Source organism: Nocardioides alcanivorans (assembly GCF_021555175.1).
GTDB lineage: Bacteria > Actinomycetota > Actinomycetes > Propionibacteriales > Nocardioidaceae > Nocardioides > Nocardioides alcanivorans.
Genome location: NZ_JAKGRW010000002.1, coordinates 101,889 through 124,372, shown reverse-complemented (window position 1 = coordinate 124,372; position 22,484 = coordinate 101,889). Strand labels below are relative to the sequence as shown.

At 70.0% G+C, this 22,484-nt stretch carries 20 protein-coding genes and 1 pseudogene; 7 read left to right on the top strand and 14 right to left on the bottom strand.

Annotated features, from left to right (window positions below; all coding sequences use genetic code 11):
- Positions 1–204 precede the first annotated feature (204 nt).
- Positions 205–1,149 (bottom strand): 1,4-dihydroxy-2-naphthoyl-CoA synthase, encoded by a 945-nt coding sequence (locus L1066_RS00720; RefSeq protein WP_235734453.1) that lies wholly within the window; start codon positions 1,147–1,149, stop codon positions 205–207.
- Positions 1,150–1,291: 142 nt separating this feature from the next.
- Here L1066_RS00720 and L1066_RS28280 point away from each other — a divergent pair, with 142 nt between their 5' ends.
- Together L1066_RS28280 and L1066_RS00710 are read left to right on the top strand one after the other, a co-directional pair.
- The gene (locus L1066_RS28280) at positions 1,292–1,753 is read left to right on the top strand and encodes an ACT domain-containing protein (RefSeq protein WP_376707623.1); all 462 of its coding nucleotides are present in this window, start codon (positions 1,292–1,294) and stop codon (positions 1,751–1,753) included.
- Complete coding sequence (locus L1066_RS00710) at positions 1,750–1,905, top strand: hypothetical protein (protein WP_235734452.1); 156 nt, start codon at positions 1,750–1,752, stop codon at positions 1,903–1,905. The genes L1066_RS28280 and L1066_RS00710 overlap by 4 nt, the downstream gene beginning before the upstream one ends.
- A gap of 16 nt (positions 1,906–1,921) precedes the next feature.
- Here the strand turns inward: L1066_RS00710 and L1066_RS00705 are convergent, their stop codons facing one another.
- Both L1066_RS00705 and L1066_RS00700 read right to left on the bottom strand, forming a co-directional pair.
- Entirely contained in the window at positions 1,922–2,446 is a 525-nt protein-coding gene (locus L1066_RS00705) for a hypothetical protein (RefSeq protein WP_235734451.1), read from the bottom strand.
- Between the two features lie 191 nt (positions 2,447–2,637).
- On the bottom strand, positions 2,638–3,783 hold the full coding sequence (locus L1066_RS00700) for an acyl-CoA dehydrogenase family protein (protein WP_235734450.1): 1,146 nt from the start codon (positions 3,781–3,783) through the stop codon (positions 2,638–2,640).
- A 110-nt stretch (positions 3,784–3,893) separates the two neighbouring features.
- Between L1066_RS00700 and L1066_RS00695 the strand changes: the two genes are divergently transcribed.
- The gene (locus L1066_RS00695) at positions 3,894–4,850 is read left to right on the top strand and encodes a polysaccharide deacetylase family protein (RefSeq protein ID WP_235734449.1); all 957 of its coding nucleotides are present in this window, start codon (positions 3,894–3,896) and stop codon (positions 4,848–4,850) included.
- Positions 4,851–4,893: 43 nt separating this feature from the next.
- Here L1066_RS00695 and L1066_RS00690 read toward each other — a convergent pair whose 3' ends face one another.
- The 6 genes and pseudogenes from L1066_RS00690 to recC form a co-directional block, all read right to left on the bottom strand.
- Positions 4,894–6,225 carry a flagellar basal body-associated FliL family protein gene (locus L1066_RS00690; RefSeq protein WP_235734448.1) on the bottom strand — a complete coding sequence of 444 codons (1,332 nt, stop codon included), beginning with the start codon at positions 6,223–6,225 and terminating at the stop codon, positions 4,894–4,896.
- A gap of 118 nt (positions 6,226–6,343) precedes the next feature.
- On the bottom strand, positions 6,344–7,084 hold the full coding sequence (locus L1066_RS00685) for a hypothetical protein (RefSeq protein WP_235734447.1): 741 nt from the start codon (positions 7,082–7,084) through the stop codon (positions 6,344–6,346).
- Positions 7,085–7,152: 68 nt separating this feature from the next.
- Positions 7,153–8,916, bottom strand: a complete 1,764-nt coding sequence (gene recD / locus L1066_RS00680; RefSeq protein WP_235734446.1) for an exodeoxyribonuclease V subunit alpha — start codon at positions 8,914–8,916, stop codon at positions 7,153–7,155.
- On the bottom strand, positions 8,913–10,706 hold the full coding sequence (locus L1066_RS00675; RefSeq protein ID WP_235734445.1) for a 3'-5' exonuclease: 1,794 nt from the start codon (positions 10,704–10,706) through the stop codon (positions 8,913–8,915). Before L1066_RS00675 ends, recD begins: the two co-directional genes overlap by 4 nt.
- Positions 10,592–12,241 (bottom strand): annotated as a pseudogene (locus L1066_RS00670) (UvrD-helicase domain-containing protein). The gene L1066_RS00675 and the pseudogene L1066_RS00670 overlap by 115 nt, the downstream one beginning before the upstream one ends.
- A gap of 25 nt (positions 12,242–12,266) precedes the next feature.
- Positions 12,267–15,632 (bottom strand): exodeoxyribonuclease V subunit gamma, encoded by a 3,366-nt coding sequence (recC, locus tag L1066_RS00665; RefSeq protein ID WP_235734444.1) that lies wholly within the window; start codon positions 15,630–15,632, stop codon positions 12,267–12,269.
- Positions 15,633–15,763: 131 nt separating this feature from the next.
- On the opposite strand from recC, the gene L1066_RS00660 reads away from it, so the two are divergent.
- The 3 genes from L1066_RS00660 to L1066_RS00650 all read left to right on the top strand — a co-directional run bounded on the left by L1066_RS00660 (position 15,764) and on the right by L1066_RS00650 (position 17,863).
- A complete protein-coding gene (locus L1066_RS00660) occupies positions 15,764–16,546 on the top strand; it encodes a hypothetical protein (protein WP_235734443.1) in 783 nt (260 codons plus the stop codon).
- Between the two features lie 67 nt (positions 16,547–16,613).
- A complete protein-coding gene (locus L1066_RS00655; RefSeq protein WP_235734442.1) occupies positions 16,614–17,258 on the top strand; it encodes a copper resistance CopC family protein in 645 nt (214 codons plus the stop codon).
- Positions 17,255–17,863 (top strand): TetR/AcrR family transcriptional regulator, encoded by a 609-nt coding sequence (locus L1066_RS00650; protein WP_235734441.1) that lies wholly within the window; start codon positions 17,255–17,257, stop codon positions 17,861–17,863. The genes L1066_RS00655 and L1066_RS00650 overlap by 4 nt, the downstream gene beginning before the upstream one ends.
- A gap of 11 nt (positions 17,864–17,874) precedes the next feature.
- On the opposite strand, the gene L1066_RS00645 is transcribed toward L1066_RS00650, so the two are convergent.
- Genes L1066_RS00645 through paaA form a run of 5 tightly spaced genes read right to left on the bottom strand, consistent with a single transcriptional unit; the run spans position 17,875 to position 21,567 of the window.
- Positions 17,875–18,909, bottom strand: coding sequence for a 2Fe-2S iron-sulfur cluster-binding protein (locus L1066_RS00645; protein ID WP_235734440.1), 1,035 nt, complete (start codon positions 18,907–18,909; stop codon positions 17,875–17,877).
- Between the two features lies 1 nt (position 18,910).
- On the bottom strand, positions 18,911–19,447 hold the full coding sequence (paaD, locus tag L1066_RS00640; protein ID WP_235734439.1) for a 1,2-phenylacetyl-CoA epoxidase subunit PaaD: 537 nt from the start codon (positions 19,445–19,447) through the stop codon (positions 18,911–18,913).
- Complete coding sequence (paaC, locus tag L1066_RS00635; RefSeq protein WP_235734438.1) at positions 19,444–20,349, bottom strand: 1,2-phenylacetyl-CoA epoxidase subunit PaaC; 906 nt, start codon at positions 20,347–20,349, stop codon at positions 19,444–19,446. The genes paaD and paaC overlap by 4 nt, the downstream gene beginning before the upstream one ends.
- A 7-nt stretch (positions 20,350–20,356) precedes the next feature.
- Positions 20,357–20,647, bottom strand: coding sequence for a 1,2-phenylacetyl-CoA epoxidase subunit PaaB (paaB, locus tag L1066_RS00630; RefSeq protein ID WP_446499884.1), 291 nt, complete (start codon positions 20,645–20,647; stop codon positions 20,357–20,359).
- Positions 20,644–21,567, bottom strand: a complete 924-nt coding sequence (gene paaA / locus L1066_RS00625; protein WP_235734437.1) for a 1,2-phenylacetyl-CoA epoxidase subunit PaaA — start codon at positions 21,565–21,567, stop codon at positions 20,644–20,646. The genes paaB and paaA overlap by 4 nt, the downstream gene beginning before the upstream one ends.
- 120 nt (positions 21,568–21,687) lie before the next feature.
- On the opposite strand from paaA, the gene L1066_RS00620 reads away from it, so the two are divergent.
- Complete coding sequence (locus tag L1066_RS00620; RefSeq protein WP_235734436.1) at positions 21,688–22,476, top strand: SDR family oxidoreductase; 789 nt, start codon at positions 21,688–21,690, stop codon at positions 22,474–22,476.
- The last annotated feature ends 8 nt before the right edge of the window (positions 22,477–22,484 follow it).

Sequence of the window (22,484 nt, the reverse complement as noted above, 5' to 3'; positions counted from 1 at the left end):
TGGACCAGGGCCTTGCGGCCAGCCCAGATCACCAACTGTAGCAGCGCGAGCCGACACGGCCAAGGAGATTCCGCGCGCCTGACGGCTGCTCACCTGCGCGATGCCTGCTCCGAAAGCGCCGCTGAGATTCTTGCGGACTTTTTGCGGACCAGAGGGGGTCGGGCGACCCCCAAACCGTTCCTGACCTGCGCAAACGCCTGAAACTCAGTAGTACCAGGGGAAGGGGGACCAGTCCGGCTCCCGCTTCTCGAGGAACTGGTCACGGCCCTCTTGGGCCTCGTCGGTCATGTAGGCGAGCCGGGTGGTCTCGCCCGCGAAGAGCTGCTGTCCGACGAGACCGTCGTCGAGCAGGTTGAAGGAGTACTTCAACATCCGCTGGGCCGTGGGACTCTTGCCGTTGATCTTGGCGCCCCATTCGAGGGCGGTCCTCTCGAGCTCGGCATGGGGCACGGCGCGGTTGGCGGCCCCCATGCGGACGGCGTCCTCGGCGCTGTACTCCTCGCCGAGGAAGAAGATCTCCCGTGCGAACTTCTGGCCGACCTGGCGGGCGAGGTAGGCCGACCCGTAGCCGCCGTCGAAGGAACCGACGTCGGCGTCGGTCTGCTTGAAGCGACCGTGCTCGAGCGATGCAATGGCGAGGTCGCAGGTGACGAAGAGACTGTGGCCCCCGCCAGCTGCCCAGCCGTTGACCACCGCGATGACGACCTTGGGCATGAAGCGAATGAGCCGCTGGACCTCAAGGATGTGCAGTCGGGCGAGCTTGGCCTTGTCGATGGCACTCGGTTCCTCGCCACCGGTGTGGCCGGCGGCCGCGGACCCGTCCTCGTACTGATAACCCGCCCGACCACGGATCCGCTGGTCACCGCCGGTGCAGAAGGCCCACTTGCCGGATCGTTCACTCGGACCGTTGCCGGTGAGCAACACGCAACCCACGTCGGCCGACATGCGTGCGTGCTCGAAGGTACGCAGCAGTTCATCGACCGTGTTGGGTCGGAAGGCGTTGAGCACGTCGGGACGGTCGAAGGCGATCCGCACGGTGCCGTGGGCCTTCGCCCGGTGGTAAGTCAGGTCAGTGAGGTCCTCGAAGCCGGGGACGACGTCCCACGCCTCCGGGTCGAAGATCTGGGACACCCCGTCGACAGCGCTCATGGACGGTCACGTTAGTCCGTCCGCGGCGCACCCGAATGCACGGGTGGCCGACCGCCGTACCCACATCGTCGAAGGCGGAGGGGCCCGTGCGAGCCGGCGAAAGCGTGACGCCCGTGAAACAACCGATCGCTAGAGTGCTTCCATGCCCTACCTCCTGCGCGTGGAACTGCCCGACGTCCCAGGATCCTTGGGCCGGGTCGCATCGGCCATCGGCGAGGCGGGCGGCGACATCGAAGCGATCGAGATCGTCGAACACCGCCCTGACGACGGCACCGCGGTCGACGACGTGCTCCTCGAGATCGCCCAGGGCACCATGCCCGACTCGATCGTGAGCGCCTGCAACCTGCTCGACGGCGTCCACGTGCTGTGGATCTCGCGCTACGCGGCCGGCGGCAACCTCTTCCTCGACCTCGAAGCCGTGGAGGAGCTGACGGTCAGCCCGGTCCAGGCGCTGGACCGGCTCATCGAGCTGCTCCCCCGACCTTCCGGTCCGACTGGGCCGCTCGCGTGCGGCGTACGCCGGACGGCACCGAGATCGTGCACCGCAGCCAAGCCGCGCCCAACGAGATCGCGTGGTACCAGACCGACCGCTGCATCCAGGTGAAGGGCGAAGGCGAGAACGACGTGCTTGCCGCTGCACCGCTGGGCGACGACATCGTCGTCCTCGGCCGACGCGGCGGCCCCGAGTTCCTTGAGTCCGAACTCGCCCGGATCAGCCACCTCATCGGCCTCGCCGTCAGCATCTCCCGCTCCTGAACGCAGCGGCTGGGGATCACCCCCGGCTCAGCCCAGCAGCCACGAGCGCCTGCAGGTCCGCGCCCGGCGTCCACCCGGCCAGGACGGTGGCGAGCAGAGTCAGCTCCCCAGCCGCATGGAGTTCGTCCAACCTGTCCGCGTCCTGCCCGTGGATCCGAATCCCGTCGACCCACCACTCCGCCGTCCCGTCGGCGTGGATGACGGCAGGACCGTCCAAGCGGTGCCGCTCACCGTCAACCGCCCACGTCGACGCATACGGACGAATCATCGCCGGACCACCGACTCGGTGGAGCCGCCCGTGCCTGCGCCACTCCGCGCTTCCGGACGCAGACACCCATGCCGCGCCGTCCTCTCGGTGCAGACGGCCCTGCTCGTCACGCCACTCCTCCACCGCTGCGTCGGGGTGCGTAACCCCGGCTCCGCCGCTTGCGTCGATCGACAGCGCTCGCCGTACCCGTCGGCTCCGCAGGGAGTCCAACGCCTTGCCCACCAGACGCCACCTCCCGATCACCGGGTGGAACCCGCGACCACTGCTCACCATGCCGTCAGGCTCGCAGAACCCAGCCACCCCCAACGGCCCCGTCTCGCGAAATCGAGACCACCGGTCCAGACAAGAGACGGCAGTCACACCGCCTTCTGAGTCCGGGAACGAGGGATCGTCCCTAACAGATTTGTAGCTCCCGGGCCAGAAACTACAAAACTGTTAGGGACGATCCGGGGAACGAGGGGCGCTCAGAGGCCGAGGTCGCGGCCGATGAGCTCCTTCATGATCTCGTTGGAGCCGGCCCAGATCTTCGAGACACGGGCATCGCGCCAGGCGCGGGCGACTCGGTACTCGTTCATGAAGCCGTAGCCGCCGTGCAGTTGCACGCAGTGGTCGAGCACCTCGTTCTGGACCTGCGAGGTCCACCACTTGGCCTTGGCCGCGTCGACCGCGGTGAGCTCCTTGGCGTCGTGGGCCTCGACGCACTTGTCGACATAGGCCTCGGCCACCTCGATGCGGGTGAAGAGGTCGGCGAGCAGGAACTTGTTGTGCTGGAACTGCCCGATGGACTGGCCGAAGGCCTTGCGGTCCTTGGTGTACTGCAGCGTCTCACCCAGGATCTGCTTGGCGTGGGCGATGTTGGAGATGGCGCAGCCGAGGCGTTCCTGCGGCAACTTCTGCATCATGTGGATGAAGCCCATGTTGAGCTCACCGATGATCTCGGCGTCGGTGACCCGCACGTTCTCGAAGAAGAGCTCGGCGGTGTCGGACTCGTCCTGACCGACCTTGTCGAGCTTGCGACCGCGGCTGAAGCCCTCCTTCGTGGCCTCGATGGCGAAGAGGGTGATCCCCTTGGGCCCCTTCTCCGGATCGGTGCGCACCGCGGTGATGACCAGGTCGGCGGAGAAGCCGTTGGTGATGAAGGTCTTGGAGCCGTTGATGACCCACTCGTCGCCGTCACGGACGGCGGTCGTCTTGAGGGCAGCGAGGTCGGACCCGCCGGAGGGTTCCGTCATGCCGATGGCCAACAGGATCTCGCCGGCCGCGACCCCCGGCAGCCAGCGCTGCTTCTGCTCGTCGGTGCCGAGTTCGACGATGTAGGGAGCAGTGATGTCGGCGTGGATGCCCCAGCAGGAGCCCAGCGCGGCGTTGACCTTGTTCATCTCCTCGGCCACGACCGCGTTGAAGCGGTAGTCGCCCGCCTCCACACCGCCGTACTCCTCCGGGATCTCGAGACCGAGGAAGCCCTGACGACCGGCGCCGGTCCAGAACTCCCGCGGCAGGGCCTTGTCGGCGGCGTAGTCCTCGACGTGGGGCTTCACCTCCCGATCGAGGAAAGCCGCAACGGACGCGCGGAAGGAGTCGTGGTCGTCGTTGTAGATCGAGCGCTTCATGACTCAACAGTAACTTGTGGTGACACGCGCTTCGGGGGTTCTCCGACGCGAGCCCGGGAGATCTGGGATGATCCCCTCTGGGCATCCCGGGGACAGTTGGACGGTAGGACATGCAGGTACGCGCGCTGGTGGCGCTGTTGGCGCTCACCATGGCGATCACGCTCGGCGTTTCGCTGACCCGTGACGAGCCCCCGCAGGCAGCCCAGGTCACCGCCTCCGGGACCCAGCCGATCGGTACGACGACCGACGAGCAGGAGCCCGACCGTGAGCCGGACGCGACCACAGGCAGCCGAGCCGCCACCGCCACCGACAGGAAGAAGTCCCAGGAAGAGCGCGGAGAGCAGCGCAGCGTCAACTGCGCGAAGAAGAAATGCATCGCCCTCACCTTCGACGACGGCCCGGGCCTGGACACGCAGCGCCTGCTGAAGATCCTCGAGCGCCGCAAGGCGAAGGCGACCTTCTTCCTCGTCGGCACCATGGTGAGGGCCCGTCCCCAGGCAGCGAAGCAGATCGTGCGCGGCGGCCACGAGGTCGGTGTGCACACCATGGGGCATCCCGACCTGACCAAGCTGTCGGACAAGTGGGTGACGTGGCAGCTGCGCCAGACCAAGCAGCTCATCACCAAGACGACCGGCGTGCGCCCAACACTCTCCCGTCCGCCCTACGGCGCGACCGACGCACGGGTGCTGCGCATCCACGGCGAGCTCGGGCTGAGTGAGGTGCTGTGGGACGTCGACACGACCGATTGGAAGATCCGCGACGCCGGCCACGTCTCCCGCACCGGGATCCAGCAGGCGCGACGCAACAGCGTCGTACTCATGCATGACATCCGCCCCACCACCGTCGATGCCGTCGACTCGATGATCCGCGGACTCCGGCAACGAGGGTTCACCCTGGTCACGGTCAGCGAACTGATCGGCGACCCCGAACCGGGACACAGCTACTTCGACTGGCACACCCCGAGCAAGAGCCGAGCCACCAGGAAGAAGCGCACCAAGCTCGCCGCCGAAGCGAGCACCTCTCCGGTCGTGCGGGGCACGGTGAAGGCGCAGGCCTCCGCGCACTGATCCACGCACGGACCGGCCACCGGCCCTCGTGGGCCGGGGCGGCTCAGCTGCCGGGCTGGTCGATGTAGTCGGCAGGTGCCTCGATGTCGAGGGGCTTGTCGAACTGGGAGAGGGTGAACTCGCCCGCATCCGAACCCTCGTTGACCAACCTCAAGATGTGGTGCGGACCTTGGTTGGCGACGAAGATCTTGCTGCCGTCGTTGGCACGCAGCTCCAGTGCCTCACGACCGTTGACCACGCTGGTGCCCGCGACCTCGAAGTCGACGGCGCCGTCGTTGTTGAACTCGTCGAGCAGGTTGTTGAGGTCGCAGAAGTCGGCAAAGTTCTCGGTGCCCGGCGAGCGGATCCACTTGCCGACGAGCATGTCGAGCACCTCGGAGGGCGCCGAACCCCCGGAACTGAACTCCCAGAACCTCTGATCACCCTTGAGGTATTCGTCCTCCCCGTCGGAGATGAGGCTGGCCGAACCTCCCTCCACCTCCATCGACCCGGCGCACTTGCCGTCGACGTCGATGGACAGGTCGAGCCGAACCTGGTCCGCCTCGACGGTGCCGGCCATGTTGAGCGACTCGACCGCGCTCATGTCGTCGACGACGGCGTTCTTGATCTCCTCGGGGCTCAGGTCCTCGAGCTTGGGGCCGCCATTGGGCGGTTCCGTGATGTCCGTGCCCTGTGACGTGGTCTCACCGCCGCCCGCCTTCTTGTCGTCATCATCGCCGGAGGCCACCGCCCATGCGATGCCACCGCCGACCGCAAGCAGGGCGACCACGGCGCCCACTGCGATGAGTGGGGCCTTCGACTTCTTCGGCGGCTGCGCGTACGGCGCCCCCTGAGCTCCGGACCAACCCGTCGGGGGCCCCGGCTGTCCCTGCGGTGGGCCGTAGCCGGGTCCGCTCTGCGGGCCGGAAGGACCGGACTGCCACGGCTGCTGGGTCGGCGACATCTGCGGGTGGGGCGACATCATCGGCGGCGGGGACGCCACCGGAGGACCGGAAGGCGGGAAACCGGCGCTGCCACCGCTGGTGAGATTCCGGCGCAAGGAGGTCGGCACCTGGTCGGGCACGAGCCCGACCGCGTAGCCGAGAGCTGCGCATGCCCACTGGGCACTGGTGACGTCACTGCTGCCGCGCTGGCGGGCGAGGAAGTCGCCGGCGGTCTCGACCGCGGCGCCCGGGAGCGCGCCGCCCTGTGACGCGGAACGAAGCCGGGACAGGCCGCCCAGCCGCACGGCGTCGACAAGGAGGTTGAGGTCGCCGGTGCTCGCCGTCTGCTCGTCGAGGTAGTCCTCGAGCGCGGCGCGCAGCGCGTCAGGATCGGTCAACACCGCTTGGCCACGCTGCTGGACCAACGCCTGCAGCTGGTGGTGCAACTCCACGTCCACTCCTTCGTCTCGACGGTGAATCTACCGTCTTGCGGCCCGTCAGGGCCCTTCTGTTCTGCTGTGACGGCGCTGCAGGCACTCCGGTTCCCCGACTCGGTGCCAACGCACTGGGCTACCAGGCCAAGGCAACCGTCTCGTCGTCGTCGGGGACCTGCACCGTCACGGCTTCATCGAACTCGTCGAAGTGGATCGCGGTCGCCTCCGGCGCATCACGTCGCACCTGCAGCACCCGGTGGGGCGCCTCGAAGGCGATCAGCACGTTGCTGATCTCACCGGACTCGCTGGTAGTCATCAGCTCTTGGGCTTCGGCGCCCTCGTGGTCGACGACGCCCTGCACGTCGATGTCCGCCTTGTCCCCCTCGTTGATGCTGCCGATCAGTTCGTCCAGGTTACAGATGCCGGTGAGCTGATCGGAGAACTCGTCATCGCTCAACCTGGCCCAGCCGTCGCCCACCTCCCCCACCACCCGGTCGGCAAGGTCCTCGCTCGTGGTGGCGGTGACCCAGAAGTCACGATCACCCTTCACCCAGGTCGCCGTGCCGTCGGCCACCAGCACTGCCCGGCCCGGGCCCATGTCGACGGATGCCTGGCAATTGCCCTCGGCGTCCACCCGGACGTCGAGCTCGATGGCGCGCTCGCCCTGCGGCAGCGACGCCACGACATGCACGGCTTCGAGTTCACTCATCGCTGCCTTGGCGGCGTCGCGGATCTCCACGCCGCTCATTCCCTCGAGGGTGTCACTCGACTTCTCCACGTCGTCGTCACCGCTGCTGCATGCGGTCAGGGCGACCAGCACGACAACCAACGCAGCAGGCAAGGCGGCGCGGAGGCGGGAACGTCGGGAGGGGATCACGTCATCATTCTTGCCACCGCGACGCGGCCGGGAAACCCGAAACGACACGACACTCGACCGAACCCGGGTCATCGACCGGCGAGGCGGTGCTGCAACCCGCTCGCGCGTCGAACCCGACGGCTCACCGACGCCCGCACGACCTCCTCGCTGCCAACCACCCGCACTCGGTGCCGTGCCCTGGTGACGGCTGTGTAGAGCAGTTCACGCGTGAGCAGCCGCGACTCCTCGTCGGGCAGCAGCACCGTGATCTCGGAGGCCTGACTGCCCTGCGACTTGTGGATCGTCATCGCGTGCATCGTCTCGACCGCGTCGAGCCGGCTCGGAGGCAACGACAGTTGTCCGGCGGCGGTCTCGAGGACCACCCGGCGGCTGCCGGCGGGGGTGCGCACCACGACGCCGGTGTCACCGTTGAAGATGCCCAGCGTCGGGTCGTTGGCGGTGACCAGCACCGGACGGCCGACGTACCAAGGGTCACGCAGGGGATGGTCGACGCCGTCCACGATCGTCTCGGCGAGCCAGTGCTCGATGCGCCGGTTCCACCAGTCGACCCCGTAGGGCCCCTCGCGGTGGGCACACAGCAGCCGGTGCTTCTCGAGGGCCGCCAACGCCGTGTCGGCGTCACCTCGCTGCGCGGCACCACGAAGCTCCACGGCGGCGCCCACCAGCCGGGCCCGCAGCGCGTCGTCGGGTTCCGCCACGAACTCCACCTCGTCGGAGTCGGCCGACAACCGCGCCACGACCGCCTCGGCATCACCCGACCGGATCGCCTCGCCCAGTTCCACGATGTCGGCCTCGGAGCGGTGGTTGTGGGCGAGCACGCCGACCTGCTGCTCGGGGAGGCCGGCAACGAGATCGGCCAGCACCGCGCCGGCCTCGACCGACGCGAGCTGGTGGTGATCACCGACCAGCACCAGCCGGGTGTCGGGTCGCACGGCCTCGAAGAGCCGCGCCATCATCGTCAGCGGCACCATCGAGGTCTCGTCGACCACGATGACGTCGTGCGGCAGCCGGTTTCCGCGGTGGTGCCGGAAACGGCTGCGGGTGTCGGGTCGGGCCCCCAACAGCCGGTGCAGGGTCGTCGCCCGCACCCCTGCCAGCGCTTCGCGTTCGGCAGCCGAGAACCGCTCCTTCGCCAGTTCGTCCTGGACGGCGGCACTCAGCCTGGCGGCCGCCTTGCCCGTGGGTGCCGCGAGAGCCACCCGCAACGGCCCGGTCCCCTCCGGGGACGCCGCGAGCAGCAGTGCCAGCAGCCCAGCGACCGTCGTGGTCTTGCCGGTGCCCGGCCCGCCGGTCAGCACGGCCGTCCACGTGGCGGTGGCCTGGAGAGCAGCCGCTCGCTGATCGGCGTACCCCTCGCCGGGGAAGAGTCGGTCGGCAGCCGACTCCACCCCCGGTGCCGGGGGCGGGACCGGGCGGGCAGACCTGCTCAGCAGGTCATCGGCGACCTGCCCCTCCTGCCGCCAGTAACGGTCGAGATGCAACAGGTCGTGCTCCCAGTGGAGCACCCCCGCCGCGACCAGCCGGGACTCCGCGAGAGCGGCACCCCACGCCTGGGCCGACTCAGGCCAGGCGACGTCAGGTGCGGCTGCGCGCCACTCGTCGAGGTCGGCCAGCTCGAGACACACCGATCCGTTGCGCACGGCAGCGGAGGCCAGCGCCACGGCGAGCAGCACCGACTGCTCCGTCTCACCGCCGAGCACGCCGAGGCGACTGGCCACGTGCACGTCGGCAGCGGTCACCAGCGCGGCCCGGTTGGCCTGGGCCAGCACCCCGTCAGCGCGGAGGGCGAAACGGTGGTCGTGAGGCGATTCGGCCTCGAAGAGTTCGGTCATGACACGCCTCCGTCACCATCGAGCAGATCACTGACCGCCAGCACCAGCGCCGCGGGCGGGCGCCACGAGAAGACGCCCGTGGGGTGTCCGTCGACCAGCGGGGTCGCCGCACCGCACATGCCCCGCACGTAGAGATAGAGCACCCCACCCAGGTGCTGGTCCGGGTCGTAGTCGGGAAGCCTCCAACGCAGGTAACGGTGCAGCACCACGGCATAGAGGAGGGCCTGCAGCGGATAGTCCGAATGTGCCATCGCCGCCGCCAACGCGGACGGCGCGTAGTCGGCGGCGGTCAACGGGACGTCGGGCTGACCGAGCCAGTTGGTCTTGTAGTCGACCACCAGGAATCGGCCGTCGATCTCGAGTACGACGTCGATCGAGCCGGTCAGGTAGCCGTTGAGCCGCTGGTCTCCAAGCGCCGGGTCGTCGAGTGCCTCGGCATAGGGCAGCAGCGGATCCCCCACGGGCAGGTGGGCACGCAGCAGCCGTGCGAGGTCACCGAGCCGGATCCGGTCGACCGGATAGTCGGCGTCGTCGCCACCGGCCAGCGGCAGCTCGAACTCCATCTCACGCAACCGCCGCTGCAACCCGATGTCGACCAACCGCCGCCCGTGCGCGAGCGGGCCGAGCGGACTCTCACAGACCGTCACCAGCGCCGCGGCGAGTGCCTCGGGCTCCACTGGTGCCGGCCAACGTGGCAACTCCTCCTGCACCCGCGTCATCAGCTCAGTGGTGAAGTCGGGTGCTTCGGGGTCGGCGTGCTCCAGCACGGCGTGCACCAACGAGCCGAAGCCGGCACCGACCGGCAGGTCGGCCATCGGAGACGGCACGTCGGCCCCAACGGCGAGCCGCGCGACCTCCGACGCACCGGCCACCACCTCGACGGTGTCGGGCTCGTCGTCGCGCGGCGCCTGTTCCGGCTCGGAGTCGACCCCCGGCCTGGCCGCTGCGGCCGCGGTCTCGGCCGCCTTGCTCAACGCCGAGTAGGAGGTACGCCGCCACGTGGTGTCCACCTCCCGGGTGAACTGCCGCACCGAGAGCGCAGGAGGCGCGCCTGCAGGCAACGGCTCCGGCGGTGTCTGCGCGGTGGCCAACCGCCACACCGGCCCACCTCGCTCTCGCCACGCCTCGAAGAACTGGTGGGCGTCGGCGTCGGAGGGCAGCATCGACACGTCAGGGACCACAGCGGTGCCCGGGCCCCGGCCGATGAGCATGCGGTGCAACGGCGAACCCTGCGTGTTGTTGGTGGGGGCCCACCAGGCGACCAGTTGGCTCTTGGCCCGAGTCATCGCCACATAGAGCAATCGCAACGACTCACCGGCCTCCTCTGCCAGGTGGCGGGCGGAGTCGTCCTTCCACCGCGAGCCCTGGGGACCACCGACGTCGAGGCACCGCTGGTCGTCTGCCGTGTCATGGAAGCGCGGCATGTCGGGCTTCGGGGTCCACCTGTCGGCGATGAAGGGCAGGTGGACGATCGGGTACTGCAGGCCCTTGCTGCCGTGGATCGTGACGAGTTGCACGGCCGCCGCATCGCTGTCGAGGCGTCGGGTGCGTTCGGATCCGACCTCAGGCGCGTCATCGGCGATCTGCTCCCGCAGCCACTGGACCACCGCGACCAGACCGAGCCGTTCAACGGTGACCAGTTGGTGCAACGCCTGGCCCACGTGCCGCAGATCGGTCAGGTGTCGCTCACCCGCACTCCACCCGAGCACGCGCTCATGCAGCCCACCGACCACTGCCGCCTCCAGCACCGCGGCCACGCCACGGCGGGTGAAGAACCCGGCCCACTCCACGAACTGCTCGGAGAGCTGGTCGGTGAGGTTGGGATCGGCGTCGAGCTCGGTCGCTCCCCGACCGACGAAGGGGTGAGCGCCGCCGAGCGCACCCGGCTCGAGCGATGGGGTTGCTCCATCGCCTCCAGCAGCGCGAGCCACTCACGGGCGGCTGGGGTGCGGAAGACACTGCCTCCTCCGGCGATCACGGCAGGCACCCCCATCTCGGTGAGTGCCTCGTGCACCAACTGGAGCTGTGCTCCGGTGTGAGCCAGTACCGCGACGTCTCCCGGCTCGACCGGCTCGCCGTCGACTCGGGCGCCGGAGGCGAGGAGCGCCTTGATCTGCGCCGCGCAGTCGCGGGCGATCAGGGGTCTCACCATGCCGACCGCGAGGCCCTTGGCGCCAAGCTTTCCGAACATCGACCGGGTCGCCACCCGCACCGTGAACGGTTCGGTCTCGGGGGCGCCGACCAACCGTGACTCGGTGTGGGCGGCTCGCACGGGACGCACCAGGATCTTCGGGTCGCCGAGGGCAGCCCCTTCGAGCAGGACCTGCATGCGATCGAGCAGCGGCTGGTCGGAGCGCCAGTTGGTGGCCAGGGTCCGGCTCTGCGTCGCGGTCGCGGCGGCGGCGAGGTAGGTGACGACGTCACCTCCGCGGAAGGCGTAGATCGCCTGCTTGGGGTCACCGATCAGCACCATCGTGGCGTGGCCGGAGAAGGCCCGGTCGAGCACCTGCCACTGCACCGGGTCGGTGTCTTGGAACTCATCGACCAGCACGACCTTCCAGCGCTGCCGCATCCGCGCCCGGGCCGGCGCATCCGGTTGCGCCAGCGCGTGGGCGAGCTGGCTCAGCAAGTCGTCGTAGCCGAGTACGCCGAGGCGCCGCTTGCGTCGCGCGAGCTCGTTGCGCACCGCGCGCGCGAAACCGACCCGCCGTCCCGCGGGCGACGACGGATCGTCGGCGCCAGGCTCCAACCTGGCCTGCGGGTCGCCCACCGCACCGCGGGCCAGCTTGAGCGCCTCTCCGCGGGTGAAGAGCGGCTTGTCGTCGGAGTCGGCGAAACCACGGAGGTAGAGGTCGTCGACGACCTCCACCAACAAGTCGTCGAGGTCTTCGACCAACGTGGCATCGGCATCGGTGTCACCAGCCACCCCCAGGCTGCGCAGGACCAGCTGGCAGAACTGATGGGTGGTCGCGATCGTCGCCGCATCGAACTCCGCCAAGGCGTCCCGCACCCGTCGGCGCCGTCGCAGTCGCTCGTCGGCGTCGACGTCGAGCAGCAGGTCGACCACTTCGTTGGGCCGGCGCGGTGCCGTCGGGTCTGCGTAGGCCCGGTCGAGCTCGACCAACTGGGCGCGCACGCGTTCGCGCAGCTCCTAGCTCGCGGCGCGACCGAAGGTGACCACCAGCATCTCGTCGAGGCGCGCCTCTCCCTCGGCGACGAAACGGGCCACCAAGGCCCCGATCGTCCAGGTCTTGCCGGTGCCCGCACTCGCTTCCAGCAAGGTGGTGCCGGTCGGCAGCGGATCGCTGATCCGGAAGGGTTGCATGTCGTCGATCACGGCCTCTGATCGCTCACCAGCGCTCGGTCCGGTCACAGCGGACCCACCTTCCGAGGCCCTGCACCAGCAGCGGCCCCCACACCTGCCGGGAGAGCTGGTCGAGGCGGTGCACGGAGTCGGCTTCCGGCTCGTCGGGCACCACCGGCGCGGTGAGCCGTTCGAACGGTGCCGCGTCACCCCACACCAGCTTGTGGAAGGGATCGTCCTGGTCGCCGCTGGGGGCGTTGCCGCGGTTGCGGTCGGTCTCCCACTCGCGGCGGGCAGAGACCTCCGGATCAGCAGGGGCACCGGAGTCTGCGCGCGCCCGGGCCTCCGCCCACGCCATGCCGGTGCGCAGTGGCAACGGCAACGGGGCACACAGGCCGCGGTCGCGGATCTCGACCAAGGTGCGCAGCCACTCCACCGCCCGGTGGTCGACCGGACCGGCCAGGCTGCGTGCCGGGGCACCCTTGCCCTTGCCGACCACCATCGCGGTCCAGTGCTGGTCGGGGTGGCCGGCAGAGAGGGCCAGCAGGTTGATCCAGTTGTCGAGGCGCTGTCGAGCTCGCACCCCCGAGTAGCCGACGACCAAGCGCTGGTGCCCGCGTACGTCGGTGACCGTGCCGGTGAGTCGCCGCCCACCACCCAGGTCGATGTCGACGTCGACCGTCCGCGCCTCCTCGGCGCGCAGGCCGTGGGTGCTGGTGACGATCTCCTGCACCTTGGTCGTGACCTCGCGCAGGGTGCGGACGCCGAGCTGGCCCGGCGGCAGGAAACCGCGCAACTGCTCGGCGAACATGCTCGCCGAGGGGTCGCGGCCCTCGAGCACCGCCCGCAACAACCGGTCGCCGATGCCCCACGTGGCCAGGGCGTCGAGCTCGATCGGGATGGCCACCTCGGCCAGCTCGGCCTCCAGCGGCGTGGTGACGTCGAGCCGGTGTCGCAGGAACTCTCGCACCGGGTGGGTGTGGAAGCCGATCAGCTCGTCCAGCGACACGTCACCGGCGGGCAGCGCCGGAAGCGGGTCGGTGAGCAGCGGCGGGCGTTGCACCCGGTCGCGCACCGCCACCCGGGCTCCGGCGAGCGCTGCTGCATCGAAGCTGAACGGCCGGTCGCTTCCCGGCACCAGCCCGGGCACCAGGTTGCGGCGGTCGAACGACTGCAACGGGTGGTCGATGCGCACCTGCGCCTCGGGCGCGGTCAGCTCGGCGGCGTCGAGCAGCTCGCCGACAGGCACGGCGGGAGGACGCTCCGAGCCGGTGTGCTCGTTGGCGCCGCTGTAGGTGATCACCAGCTTCTCCGTGGCTGCCAGGACCGCATCGAGGAGCAGCTGCCGGTCTTCGCTGCGCAGGTCACGTTCTCCGGTCAACGGGTCGCGGCCGAGCAGGTCGTCGCCGTCGATCGTGCCAACCCGTGGAAAGGCCCCGTCGTCGAGTCCGACCAGGCAGATCACCTTGTGGGGCACCGAACGCATCGGCACCATCGTGGAGACGGTGAGGGTGCCGGTGCGGAAGTTGGCTCGAGTCGGTCGGCCAGCCAGCCGGTGCTGGAGCAGCGAGCGCACGTCGGTGAGCCGCAGCGCCGTCGTCCCGGAGGCGGCCGCCTGCCTGATCGTCGCCAGCTCGCGCTCGAACTGGGTCGCCTGCCAGGCCCGGTCGGCAGGAACCTTGGTGAGAGCACTGACTGCCTCCCCCAACGCGGCAGCCCACTGCTCCACGGCGTGTGCCGTCTGCAGGGCCTCGAGGGCAGCAGCGATCCGGTCGACATATTCCGTGACCTTGCCGACCAGGTCGATGTCACCGGAGGAGACGTCGTCGAGCGGCAGCGCGACCCCGAGTCGGCCATGATCGTCGTCCGCCATCGCGACGCCCAGCAACAACCGGTCGATGCCGGCGCGCCAGGTGTTCTGTCCGAAACGGTCGAGGTGGTAGTCGGCACGGGCTGCGGCGTCGATGCCCCAGCGCACCCCGGCGTCGGCAATCCAGCGGGCGATGCGGGAGTGGTCGTCGGTCTGCAAACGGAACCGCTCAGCGACTGCCGGGTTGGCCAGCAGATCGAGCACGTCCGTCGCGGTGACCCGGCCGCCGGCGAGCTCGACGAGCCGGGCAGCGACTGCAAGCAGCGGGTTGGTCGCGGCCAGGGAACGGTCGGCCAGGCGCACCCTCAACCGGTGGGCGGGGTGACCCTCGTCTGCGATCTCACCCAGACCGAAGCCGGCCTGGATCAGCGGCGCGTAGGTCTCGATGTCGGGACACATCACCAACACGTCGCGGGGCTCGAGATCGCGGTCGTCGGCAAGCAGCCCGACCAACACCTCGCGCAACACCTCGACCTGGCGCGACGGGCCGTGGCAGGAGTGCACCTGGAAGGAGTCGTCGCCTTCGACGACCGGGCCCGGACGCGGTGCCCGGTTGGCGCGGATGTCGGCCTGCAACCTTCCCAGCAGTGTCTGCGGGGCCTCGTCGGCGAGCGGGAGCGCGTGATCGTGGATCTCCCCGGCCTCGGCGAGGGTGCGTTGCAGCTCGCGGGAGTCGCGCCCGAGGCTGGCCAGCACCGGATTCTGCACGGACTCGGCGCTGTGGTCGTCGCGGCGGGGCACGGGCCCTGCAGCGGAGAGTTCACCGAGTTGCTCCCACAGGGCCAGCGACGGTTGCGGAAGCCAGAGATGCACGTCACGCACTCGGGCGAGCGCGCCGATGATCCGCACCTCGCTGCGCGTCAACCGGGTGTGACCGAAGAGGGAGAGCCGCCCGGGCAGATCGAGCGCATCGCCTCCGCGCGCAAGGCGCTCCAACGTGTCGCTCAGTCGGACGCCCGGCGAGGGCGCCCTGACCCGGTCCACCACCCGACGCCACAGCTCCGGTTGCCAGGCCAGGTCGTCGGGCAGCACCCGACCGGCACCGTCGGTCTCGTCGCCACGCTCCCAACCGACGAGCATGTCGGGCCGCTGCCCCGCCGCTGCGGCCAGCAGACCAGCCAGTCGGCGTGCGACCGAGTAGCGGCGGTTGCTCCGCACCTCCGCCTCCGGCCCCTCGAGTCCGTGGCCGAGGTGGGTCGCGAGGGTGTGGGCCCACGGTTCCCCCATCGCCTCGTCGATGGCTGCCAGCAGCGGCCAGACCAGACGGTCGGGGTCCCACGGATCGTCGCGGTCACGGTCGAGCAGCATCGACACCAGGGAGTGGGGCGACACGAAGCGCACCCCGGCGCAGACTCCGTCACCTCCGCGGGCCCCGACCCCGAGCCGGTGCGAGAGTCGCTGCCCGAGCCACCGCTCCACCCCGCGCGCCGGCACCGCCACGACCTCGTCGGCGAACGGGTCGGCAAGTGGAGTGCGCAGCACCTCGGCCAGCCCGTCGGCGAGCCGATCGGTGCGTTCTGCGCGGTGGAGCAAGAGAGCCATGGGTTGAGGTATACCTGCCCGGGCCGACAGACACGCCGTGGGACACCCTCGACCAGGCTCCGACGAGCGGTGTCCACGAGCCGTTAGCGCGGGCTCGCGGGGCGACGTACGCCGACGAGTAGCGTGCGCCCATGCGCTTCCGACGCCTCGTCCCCGCCGTGGCCTCGCTCCTGCTCGCCGTCTCCGTGACCGCGTGCTCCGACGGCGACGACGCCAGCGGCCGGCCCGACCAGGCCTGGCTCGAGCCGGCCCTGCTCACCGTGGAGGACCTGGGCTCCGGCTTCCAGGTCGCGCCCGACGACGAGCGCGACGGCGGTGGCGCCCCCGACTTCGGGTGCCTCTTCGACTTCGACGTGCCTGGTGCCGGCCAACGCGACAGGGACAACGATGACGGCGAACCTGAGGCGGAGTTCCAGGCCGTCGACGACCCGCAGCTGCCGATGGTGCTCCACAGCATCACTGACAGCGGCGACGGCGACAAGGCAGCCGAGCTGCTGCAGAAGCTGGGCGAGCAGACCGGGAAATGCACCGAGGTCGACGAGACCGACGAGTCGGGCATGCGTTGGCAGTTCGACGTCGAGCAGGACGAGGAGACGTGGGCCCCGGGAGCCGATCAGCAGCTGACCGTCACGGCATCGGGAACGGCTGCCCTCGCCCCGATGACGATCCCGATCTCCTTCGCGTTGACCATCGTGCGTACCGGCGACGTACTCACCTTCGTGATGTTCTTCGACATGGCCGACGACGTGACCGACGCCCATCGATCGTTGGTCGAGCGAGCGTGCGAGCGAGTCGACGCGGTCATCGCCGGTGGTCCGCTCCCCGACCGGGAGCCGTTGCTCGAGGACTACCCGATCGGCAAGTTCCTCAGCGATCTCCTCGGCGGCACGGCGACCGGCCCGCAGACCGCCTGAACCACTGCCCGCGGGCGACGTACGGCCGGGCGCCCGCGCACTTTCTCGGGTGGGCACAATGGGAGCCATGCGTCTGCAACCATCTCGTCGTCGCGGTCTCCGCGCCTCACTCCGAGCGGCGGTGCCGACCGCGCTCGCCGTCGGCCTGCTCGCCCTGGCGATGCCGGCCCAGGCCCACACCACGCTGCTCGACTCCGGGCCCGCTTCCGGCCAGGAGGTGAACGTCGGCACCGAGCTGATCGCCCTGCAGTTCGGTGAGGTGATCGATCCCAGTGGTGATCTCGAGGTCGCGGTGCTCGACAAGGACGAGAGCCCGCTCGAGGTCAGTGCCAGCCAGGCCGGTGGCGACGGAAGCTTCGTCTGCACCCGCGTCGAGCCTCTGGAGCCCGGCGTCCACACGGTCCGCTACGAGGTGACCTCTGCCGACGGGCACGTGGTACGTGGCAACTACCAGTTCAGCGTCGCCGAGGGCGGCGAGGCGGCCGACCCGCTGGCCTGCGAGATCGACGCGCTGCCCGAGCCGAGCGAGGCCAAGTCGCTCTCCGACCAGGACCAGAGCGACTTCCCCGAGTGGGCGCTGTGGACCATCGGTGGTGTCGTCGTGGTGACCGCCGCCCTGGCAGTCGTCGCCGTCATGCGCAGCCGCCGCGACGAGGACGAGGAGTCCGACTCCGACGACAACGCCTCCGGCGGCACCGGCCCGAACGCGTGAGCATCGACCCCGTGCCGCGCCGCGGCCGCCCAGGTCACGACCGGGCCGCGGTGCTGCGCGGGGCGATCGACCTCTTCACCGAGCGGGGCTACGACGCCACCTCGATGGGAGACCTCGCCAAGCGCCTCGGCATCAGCAAGGCCACTCTCTACCACCACGTGGACAGCAAGGAGCAGTTGCTGGTGGCCGCGCTCGAGGACGCGCTGACGGAGGTCACCGAGGTCGTCGCCGCGGCCGGTCGGCGCCTCGAGACCGGCGACGACCCGCTCGAGGTGCTCACCGACGTCCTGCGCCACAGCGTCGAGGTGCTCGTCGCCCACCAGCCGGCGGTCACGCTGCTGCTTCGGGTGCGCGGCAACAGCGAGGCAGAGGCCATCGCCCTCGAGCGCCGCCGTGACCTCGACCACCAGCTCGCCTCGTTGGTGCGCGCCGCCCGCGACTCCGGTCAGCTGCGCGGCGACGTCGATCCTGATGTGGTCAGCCGGCTCCTCTTCGGCATGGTCAACTCCCTGGTCGAGTGGTACCTGCCCGAGGGCGCGTACGACGCCTCCGCCATCGCCGAGACCGTCGTGGCGGTCAGCTTGGGCGGCCTCCTCCCCCGCTGACGGCCCGCTCGTCAGGCGTCGAAGTCGACGGTGACCCGCGCTCCTGTGGGCACGGCCTGACAGGTGAGCACGAACCCGTCCGCGAGTTCGGACGGATCGAGCGCGTAGTTGCGCCGCATCTCCACCTCGCCCTCGACGAGCTTCGCGCGACAGGTGCCGCACACGCCGCCCTTGCAGGCGAACGGGAGGTCGGCCCGAGTCGCCTGCACCCCGTCGAGCACCGTGGTGCCCGGCGCCACCTGCGTGGAGGTACGACGCCCCTCGAGCACCACCTGCACCTCGACGCTGTCGGTGGCGGGCGACTGCTGGACGCGGACCGGGGGCGGTGGCGGCTCGTCGACGAAGAACAGCTCCGCATGGGTGCGCTCACGCGAGACGCCGTGCGCCGCCAGCACCTCCTTGGCAGCCTCGACCATCGGCCACGGTCCGCACAGCCACGCGTGGTCGAATCTCGGCGGCACGATGTCGGTGAGCAAGCGCGCAAGCCGCTCGGCATCGATGCGCCCGGAGAAGAGCTCGGGGTCACGCGGCTCGCGCGAGAGCAGGTGGACCAGGTGGAACCGGCTCGGATGGGCGTCCTTGAGGTCGGAGAGCTCCTCGGCGAACATCACCGAGTCCACGCCACGATTGCCGTAGAGCAGCGTGACGGACCCGCCCGCGGCCAAGACCGTCGCGGCGATCGAGAGGATCGGAGTGATGCCCGAACCGGCCGCCACGCACAGGTGGCTGCCCTTCGGCTCGATCAACGCGAACCGACCGCTCGGCGCCATCGCCTCCACCTGGTCGCCGGGTCGCACCTCACGCACCAGCCACGGACTCACCGTCCCACCGGGCACCTCGCGCACCCCGATCCGCGGTTGCGCGTCCTCGGGAGAGCAGAGCGAATAGGTACGACGGTGCTCCACCTCGTCGACCGTCCTGCGGACGGTGAGCGACTGGCCGGCGACGAAGTCGAACCCCGGTGCCTCGTCGAACTCCACCGCCACCGCGTCGTCGCAGAGCCGGTCGACCCGGGCCACGGTCAGCGTTGCGAATCCCGTGGGCACCTCAGTGCTCCTTCACGTGCTCGAAGGGCTCTGCGCAGCCGAGGCAACGGGCCAGCATCAGGCACGGGGTGGGCCCGAACTCCGAGAGCACCTCGACCTCCGACGAGCCGCACCGCGGGCAGGTCAGCGCCGCCTCCGCCTCGGAGCTCGCCGCGAACCGCGTCGGCCCCAGCTCCAACCCCGTCGACTCGACACCTTCTGCCTCCTCGCGCCCGCCGACCGGCCCCGGTGGCGCGATCCCCGCCTCGCGCAACGCCTCCCGGCCGCGAGCGCTGATCAGGTCGCTGGTCCAGGCAGGCGTCGGATCGATCCGCACCTCGGCGTCGATGCCCGCCTCCGCAAGTGCCCGGACCACGTCGGCCCGGATCGCCCCCAGCGCCGGACAACCGGCATGGGTCGGAATGAGCCCCACCCTGATCCGGTCACCTGACTCCTCCACCCGCTGCAGGACGCCCAGGTCAGCGAGCGAGAGCATCGGCAGCTCCGGATCCGGTACGGCGCCCGCCACCTCCCAGGCCCGACGCAGCCGCGCGTTCACCAGACCCCCAACGGATGGGCGCGCGCGACCGACTGCATCTCCGCCAGCATCCGGGAGAGCGCCTCCGTGTGCGTTCCCGACCTCCCGCGCGCCCCGAACAGGGGCGCCGCGTCGGGCACCACGAGACCGCACGCGGCGACGAGACGCTCGAGGTCGGCGTACACCTGGGCGCCGCCGGCGGCGGGATCGACACCGAGGCCGGCGACCAGCACCGGATCTGGTGCGACGAGTTCGTCCAACCGGGGCCAGAGCATCTCGAGTGCCCCGGCAACGCGCCGGCGCGACTCCTCCGTGCCACCGGCGAGCACCCGGAACCAACGCGCTGCGAAGCCCTGGTGGTAGCGGACCTCCTTGCTCGCCCTGGCCGCGAGGCCAGCCAGCACCGGATCGGGGTTGGTCCGCAGCGCACCCAGCAACATGCGCCTGCTGGTGGCGAAGAGCAGCACCTTGACCACCACGTCGGCGAAGTCGCCGCGTGGCAGCTCGACGAGTTGCACGTTGCGGAAGTGGGGCGCATCCCGGAAGAAGGCAAGCCGGTCCTCGGGCGGCGCCGGGGAACCGTCGGGTACGTCGCGGGTCAACTCCGCGACATGGTCCGGGTCTGCTGCAGCGGCCCGGCCCAACAGCACCCGGGCCTGGCCCAACAGGTCGAGCGCGATGTTGGCGAGGGCGATGTCCTCCTCCAGGTCGGGGGCTCGGCTGCACCACTCGGACAGCCGGTGGGCGAACACCAGTGCGTCGTCGCCCAGCGCCAGGCATGCGACCGCGAACTCCCGCCGCTGACCGTCCGGGACCGTGACCGGCCGGTCTCCCAGCTCACTGACCGGGTCGACGAAGTCGGTGCCGAACGCCCAATGGCTCGGGTCGGTGCCGAGGAGGCCGGCATAGACGGAGTCGCTCACGCCGACCTCACAGGTGCGGGACGTCGTCGGGGATGTCGTAGAACGTCGGGTGGCGATAGACCTTGTCGCCCGACCGTTCGAAGAAGGCGTCCTTCTCGTCGGGGCTGCTCGCCACGATCTCGGCGGAGCGCACCACCCAGATGCTCACGCCCTCGTTGCGCCGGGTGTAGACGTCGCGAGCATGCCGTACGGCCAGCTCGGCGTCCGGCGCGTGCAGCGAACCGACGTGCACGTGGTTGAGACCGCGGCGCGCCCGCACGAACACCTCCCACAGCGGCCACTCCTCGGGCACCGTCACGCCGCACCTCCCCGCTCAGCCGCGTGGGCGGCGTACGCCGTCGCCGCTTCCCGCGCCCAGGCTCCCTCGTCGTGGGCAGCCTGCCTGTGGGCGATCCGCTGACGGTTGCACGGTCCGTGTCCGGAGACGACCTGGCGGAACTCCTCCCAGTCGGGCCGTCCGAAGTCGTGGTGGTCCCGGTCGGGGTTCCACCGCAGATCGGGGTCGGGCAACGTCACTCCGAGCGCGGCAGCCTGGGGCACCGTCATGTCGACGAACTTCTGCCGCAACTCGTCGTTGGTGTCGCGCTTGATGCCCCAGGCCATCGACTGGGCGGTGTTGGGCGAGTCGGCGTCGGGCGGACCGAACATCATCAATGCCGGCCACCAGAACCGATCGACGGACTCCTGCACCATTGCGCGTTGCCCTGCGGTGCCCGACATCATCGTGAACAGCAGCTCGAAGCCCTGCCGTTGATGGAAGGACTCCTCCTTGCAGATGCGCACCATCGCCCGCCCGTAGGGTCCGTAGGAGGTGCGGCACAACGGGACCTGGTTGCAGATGGCGGCGCCGTCGACGAGCCAGCCGATGGTCCCCACGTCGGCCCAGGACAACGCCGGGTAGTTGAAGATCGAGGAGTACTTCTGTCGCCCGGTCAACAGTGCGTTGGTCAGTTCCGCCCGGGAGACTCCGAGGGTCTCGCACGCCGCGTAGAGGTAGAGCCCGTGCCCGGCTTCGTCCTGCACCTTCGCCAGCAGGATCGCCTTGCGGCGCAGCGACGGGGCCCGGGTGATCCAGTTGCCCTCCGGCTGCATGCCGATCACTTCGGAGTGGGCGTGCTGGGCGATTTGGCGCACCAGCGTCCGGCGGTAGCCGTCAGGCATCTCGTCTCGCGGCTCGATCCGCTCGTGCTGCGCCAGGATGTCGTCGAAGTCGGCCATACGTCCCCGCTTTCCCTACCGATCGGTCGGTTATCAGTGTGGCAGCCGCCACATGCTCTGCCAATGGCCGTTGTGAGACTGTGACGACCACGCCACTGGCACCCGTCCCCCGGAGGTCCCATGTCACCCACCCGCCCCGCAGTGCTCATCACTGGCGCCGCCGCAGGCATCGGCCGCGCCACTGCGCTGCGGTTCGCCCGCGCGGGCTTCCTGGTCGGGGCGTACGACGTCGACGAGGTCGGGCTCGCCAGCTTGGCCCGCGACGGTGGCGACGGCATCCGCGCCGGTCGACTCGACGTCACCGACGCCGCCAACTGGGTCAGGGTGCTCGACGAGTTCACCGCGGAGAACGACGGCCGGCTCGAGGTGCTGGTCAACAACGCAGGCGTGTTGAGCTCGGGCCGGTTCGAGGAGATCGACCTCGCCGCCCAGCAGCGGATGGTGCAGATCAACGTGGGTGGCGTGCTCAACGGCTGCCACACGGCGTTCCCCCACCTGGCGCGGGCGACCGGTGCCAGGGTCATCAATCTCGCATCGGCCTCGGCGATCTACGGCCAGCCCGAGTTGGCGACCTACTCCGCCACCAAGTTCGCGGTGCGTGGCCTCACCGAGGCGCTCGATCTCGAGTGGCGCGATCACGACATCACCGTGCAGGCGTTGTGGCCACTCTTCGTCGCGACCGCGATGACCGACGGCATGCACACCCGCAGCACCGACACCCTCGGCATCCGTCTGACCGCCGACGACGTGGCCGACGACGTCTTCGCCACCGCGACCAGCACCCGCCGGTTCGCCGGCGTGCACCGCGCCGTGGGGGTGCAGGCGAAGGTGATGTTCGCTGCCGCCCAGGTCTCACCGGGCCGCGTGCTCCGCGGGGTCAACCGGTTCCTGGCAGCGCCGCGCGACTGACGCTCGGC